We start from the raw sequence: 4,905 nt of genomic DNA on the forward strand, positions 1-4,905 counted from the left end.
CCTCAGGGGATACGCCGCTGTCCTGCAAGGGTGCCTCGAGCGCGCGCTCGTCGACATCGGCCGGAACAGCCTCGATGTCGAGCCCGGCATTGACGAGCATCGCCTTACGGAACGGGCTGCCCGAAGCGAGGATGATTTTCTCGGCCATGCTGGTTCACCCAACGGTTGCGATCCGTCCAGCACCCCTCATCCGTCTCGGCGCTATCGCGCCGAGCCACCTTCTCCCACAAGGGGAGAAGGAAAGTCCTGCGCTGACGCCGCTGCAAATCGCCACCTGGTGGTATCTGCGGGTCGCCGGCGCCACGTTCTTCCTTCTCCCCTTGTGGGAGAAGGTGGCCGAGCGAAGCTCGGTCGGATGAGGGGTGTTGGACGGAGTGCTCACTTATATCGCCTGCCCTAGCGCGTCTTCCCCCGCAGGGCAACGATGGCCGCGGCCGTTTCCTCGATCGAGCGCCGGCTGACGTCTATCATCGGCCAGCCATGTTTCGTGCAGAGCTGGCGCGCATAGGCGAGTTCTTCGTTGATCGCGGCGCGGTCGATATAGTCGGTCGACACATAGGGGGCGGTGTTGCCGAGGATGCGGTTCTGGCGCACATGCGAGATGCGCTCGGCGGTCGCGACCAGGCCGACGATCAGCGGCGTCTTGGCGGCGATCAGGCTTTCGGGCAGCGGCACGCCGAGCACGATCGGGATGTTGGCGGTCTTGATACCGCGATTGGCGAGATAGATGCTGGTCGGTGTCTTCGAGGTGCGCGAGATGCCAATCAGCACGATATCGGCGTCATCCATATTGGCCGGCAGCTGGCCGTCGTCATGCTCCATGGTGAAGTTCAGCGCATCGATGCGGCGGAAATATTCGGCGTCGAGGACATGCTGGGCGCCGACACGCCGGCCGGCCGGGGTGCCGAGATAGGACTGGAAGACGGCGAGCACGGGCTCCAGCACCGACACGCAAGGCAGGCCCATGGCCGCGCAGCGCTCGTCGATGCTGCGCGCGAGCTTCTGGTCGACGACGGTATAGAGAATGATGCCCGGCTCCTCCTCGATGTCCTCGAACACCTTGGCGACCTGCTTTTCCGTGCGGATCAGCGGATAGATGTGCTCGATGGCGCGCGCATCCTTGTACTGCGCGGACGCCGCGCGGCCGGCCGCCAGCAGCGTTTCGCCGGTGGCGTCGGAAATCAGGTGCAGATGGAAGAAGCTTTGGGGTTTGTTCACAAGGGTCGGTTCCGGGCTGTGGGTGATTGTGGACAAGGTCGGACAAGAACACAGGGGCGGTGAAGGCGACTGTATCAGATGGCACCTTGTCCACAATTCGCCCCGCTGTAGGCTTTGTCGGGGCGCTGGGGACAAAACCGGGGATCAACTTTTCTTGGTCCGCATCGTCCACAGCGCCGAATTCGGAACAAGGGCGCCAACCCGCTGACTCAAAAGCCTGAATCCGGTTCTTCCCCAGATCCCTCCAATTTGCGAATGAAGCCGCGCGACAATATGCTGACTGGCCTTTTCGAGCGGCAGGCGGGACAGGTCGCAACCACCACAACCAACAGACTCTTAGAATCAGAAGACTCTTTTAAAATAGATATTTGATTTAAGAGCCCCCAAGGATCGAACGCTGTATGGCTGGGAAACGGATCATGCTGGACGTCCTCAAGGGCGAGACGGTGTCTCCGCCGCCGCTCTGGATGATGCGTCAGGCTGGCCGCTATCTCCCCGAGTATCGGGAGACCCGTAAGCGGGCCGGATCCTTCCTCGACCTTTGCTACGATCCCGACCTTGCGGTCGAAGTGACCTTGCAGCCGATCGAGCGCTTCGGCTTCGATGCCTCGATCCTGTTCTCCGACATTCTTGTCGTGCCCAATGCGCTCGGGCGGGAGGTCCGCTTCGAGGAGGGGCACGGACCGATCCTGAAGCCGATCGCTGCGGCCGAGATTGCTGCGCTGAACGGCGAAACGTTTCACGTGAATCTCGAACCGGTCTACGAAACGGTCCGCCGGCTGCGTGCGAAACTGCCGGGTGAGACGACGCTGATCGGCTTCTGCGGCGCGCCCTGGACGGTCGCGACCTATATGATCGCCGGCCATGGCACGCCGGACCAGGGGCCGGCGCGGCTTTTCGCCTATCGCGAGCCGGAGGCCTTCGCCAGGCTTCTGAAAATACTCGCCGATCATTCGGCGGCCTATCTGATCCGCCAGATCGAGGCCGGCGCCGATGTGGTGCAGATTTTCGATTCCTGGTCGGGCGTTCTCGATGAGGCATCCTTCGACGCGTTCTGCGTCGAGCCGGTGGCGGAGATCGTGCGGCAGGTGAAGGCGGCGCATCCGGATGTACCGGTGATCGGATTTCCAAAAGGCGCCGGCGAGCGCTATCGCGATTATCGGAAGAAGACCGGGATCACCGGTCTCGGCCTCGACTGGACCGTGCCGCTGTCGATGGCGCGGGAGTTGCAGGGCGAAGGCGCGGTGCAGGGCAATCTCGATCCGCTGCGGCTTGTGGCAGGCGGCAAGGCGCTGGCGGACGGTGTCGACGCTATCCTTCGTACTCTGGGTGATGGCCCCCTGATCTTCAATCTCGGCCATGGCATCACGCCGGAGACGCCGGTGGCGCATGTCGAGGCCATGGTGAGAATGGTGAGGAGCGCGTCATGACGATGATGGGCAAAGGAGAGCTGGGAGGCGGCGCCGGCGCAATGCGCCGGGCGGCGATCGCCATCGCCGTCTTCCTCGCGCTGGCCGGGCTTTTGTTCCTGCTCGGACCGGACGATTTCTATCCCTGGGCCAAGGCGATCCACGTAATTGCGGTGATTTCCTGGATGGCCGGCATGCTCTATCTGCCGCGGCTCTTCGTCTATCACGCCGACGCCGAGAAGGGTTCTGTGCAGTCCGAGACTTTCAAGGTGATGGAGCGTCGCCTGTTGCGCGGCATCATTAACCCGGCGATGATCGTGACCTGGGCGTTCGGGCTTTGGCTGGCCTGGAAAGGTTTCGGCTTTCAGGGCGGCTGGCTGCACGCCAAGATCCTCGCTGTGCTCCTGCTTTCAGGTCTGCATGGCTACCTCGCCGGCGCGGTGAGAAAATTCGCCGAGGACAAGAACGAAAAGCCGGCGAGGCACTGGCGGATCGTCAACGAAATCCCCACATTGCTGATGGTCGTCATCGTCATCCTGGTCATCGTGAAGCCGTTCTGAGGCTTTCCCGGATTCGGCCAGGAGACCCCGCAAAAGGCGGCTTGCTCTTTTAGGCGACCGACGATACAAGACGGGTCTTCCTTCCCGTCATGCGCCGCCCCTTTTTCGCTTTCGGCCGCGCCCGGCATTTGTCGCATCCAGCCGATTTTCTCCCAAAAGCCTACCCAGAGTCTATCTAATGCAAGAAATGAAACTCACCGAGTTCAAGAACAAGAAGCCGCCAGAGCTGATCGCCTATGCCGAATCGCTCGAGGTCGAGAATGCCAGCGTCATGCGCAAGCAGGAGTTGATGTTCGCGATCCTGAAGAAACTGGCCGCCCAGGACATCGAGATCATCGGCGACGGCGTGGTCGAGGTTCTGCAGGATGGTTTCGGCTTCCTGCGCTCGGCCAATGCCAATTACCTGCCCGGTCCCGACGACATCTATATTTCGCCGTCGCAAATCAGGCGCTTTTCGCTCAAGACCGGCGATACGGTCGAAGGGCCGATCCGCAGCCCGAAAGAGGGCGAGCGCTATTTCGCGCTGCTCAAGGTCAACACCATCAATTTCGACGATCCCGAAAAGATTCGTCACAAGATCCACTTCGACAATCTGACGCCGCTCTACCCGACCAAGCGGCTGAAGATGGAGATCGAAAATCCGACCAGCAAGGACATCTCACCGCGCGTCATCGACCTGGTCGCGCCGATCGGAAAGGGACAGCGCGCGTTGATCAACGCGCAGCCGCGCACCGGCAAGACGGTTCTCATGCAGAACATTGCCCATTCGATCACCGCCAACCATCCGGAATGCTATCTGATCGTGCTTCTGATCGACGAGCGCCCGGAGGAAGTGACCGACATGCAGCGCTCGGTGAAGGGCGAGGTGATCTCCTCGACCTTCGACGAGCCCGCTGCCCGCCACGTGCAAGTGGCTGAAATGGTGATCGAGAAGGCCAAGCGCCTGGTCGAGCACGGCCGCGATGTGGTGATCCTGCTCGATTCGATCACCCGCCTCGGCCGCGCCTACAACACCGTCGTGCCGTCATCCGGCAAGGTGCTGACCGGCGGTGTCGACGCCAACGCGCTGCAGCGGCCGAAGCGCTTCTTCGGCGCCGCCCGCAACATCGAGGAAGGCGGCTCGCTTACCATCATCGCCACGGCGCTGATCGATACCGGCAGCCGCATGGATGAAGTCATCTTCGAAGAGTTCAAGGGCACCGGCAACTGCGAAATCCAACTCGACCGCAAGGTAGCCGACAAGCGCATCTATCCGGCGATGGACATCCTCAAGTCCGGCACCCGCAAGGAAGACCTTTTGGTGCCGCGCGCGGACTTGCAGAAGATCTTCGTGCTGCGCCGCATCCTGGCGCCGATGGGAACGACCGACGCGATCGAGTTCCTCATCGACAAGCTCAAGCAGACCAAGACCAACGCCGACTTCTTCGATTCGATGAATACGTGATCGCGTGCGAAGCGCCTCCTTCTCCCCTTGTGGGAGAAGGTGTCGCCGCAGGCGACGGAGTGCTCCAGGGAACGCCAGCGCCTCACTCCGCTGGAACACCCCTCATCCGTCTCGGCGCTAAAGCGCCGATCCACCTTCTCCCACAAGGGGCTAGCGTGCGCACACATTTGCTTCGTGCTGTGGTCAAGCGTGAAGAGGCGCCGTCGGAAAATGGCTTGAAGCGGTTGAATTGTATGTGATTCTGTAGCCGCCATTGTTGATTCTGGAGGTTTTG

The 4,905-nt window shown here is 61.6% G+C and carries 6 protein-coding genes; 4 read left to right on the forward strand and 2 right to left on the reverse strand.

What is annotated here, in order from left to right:
• Positions 1 to 148, reverse strand: a 148-nt coding sequence (locus EOA38_RS41005; protein WP_189434965.1) for a Maf family protein, incomplete at its 3' end; no start/stop codon positions are given.
• Between EOA38_RS41005 and EOA38_RS28150 the strand changes: the two genes are divergently transcribed.
• Positions 147 to 359, forward strand: a complete 213-nt coding sequence (locus EOA38_RS28150; RefSeq protein ID WP_127300759.1) for a hypothetical protein — start codon at positions 147 to 149, stop codon at positions 357 to 359. The genes EOA38_RS41005 and EOA38_RS28150 overlap by 2 nt on opposite strands.
• A gap of 37 nt (positions 360 to 396) precedes the next feature.
• On the opposite strand, the gene EOA38_RS28155 is transcribed toward EOA38_RS28150, so the two are convergent.
• Positions 397 to 1,218, reverse strand: coding sequence for a pyruvate, water dikinase regulatory protein (locus tag EOA38_RS28155; RefSeq protein ID WP_126091081.1), 822 nt, complete (start codon positions 1,216 to 1,218; stop codon positions 397 to 399).
• A gap of 401 nt (positions 1,219 to 1,619) precedes the next feature.
• On the opposite strand from EOA38_RS28155, the gene hemE reads away from it, so the two are divergent.
• From hemE to rho, 3 genes are all read left to right on the forward strand, one after another.
• Positions 1,620 to 2,648, forward strand: coding sequence for a uroporphyrinogen decarboxylase (gene hemE, locus EOA38_RS28160; RefSeq protein ID WP_127300760.1), 1,029 nt, complete (start codon positions 1,620 to 1,622; stop codon positions 2,646 to 2,648).
• The gene (hemJ, locus tag EOA38_RS28165) at positions 2,645 to 3,187 is read left to right on the forward strand and encodes a protoporphyrinogen oxidase HemJ (protein WP_127300761.1); all 543 of its coding nucleotides are present in this window, start codon (positions 2,645 to 2,647) and stop codon (positions 3,185 to 3,187) included. Before hemE ends, hemJ begins: the two co-directional genes overlap by 4 nt.
• Before the next feature lie 178 nt (positions 3,188 to 3,365).
• Entirely contained in the window at positions 3,366 to 4,631 is a 1,266-nt protein-coding gene (gene rho / locus EOA38_RS28170; protein ID WP_126091083.1) for a transcription termination factor Rho, read from the forward strand.
• Positions 4,632 to 4,905 lie beyond the last annotated feature (274 nt).

It is taken from the genome of Mesorhizobium sp. M1E.F.Ca.ET.041.01.1.1, from assembly GCF_003997355.1.
In the GTDB taxonomy this organism is placed as follows: Bacteria; Pseudomonadota; Alphaproteobacteria; order Rhizobiales; family Rhizobiaceae; genus Mesorhizobium.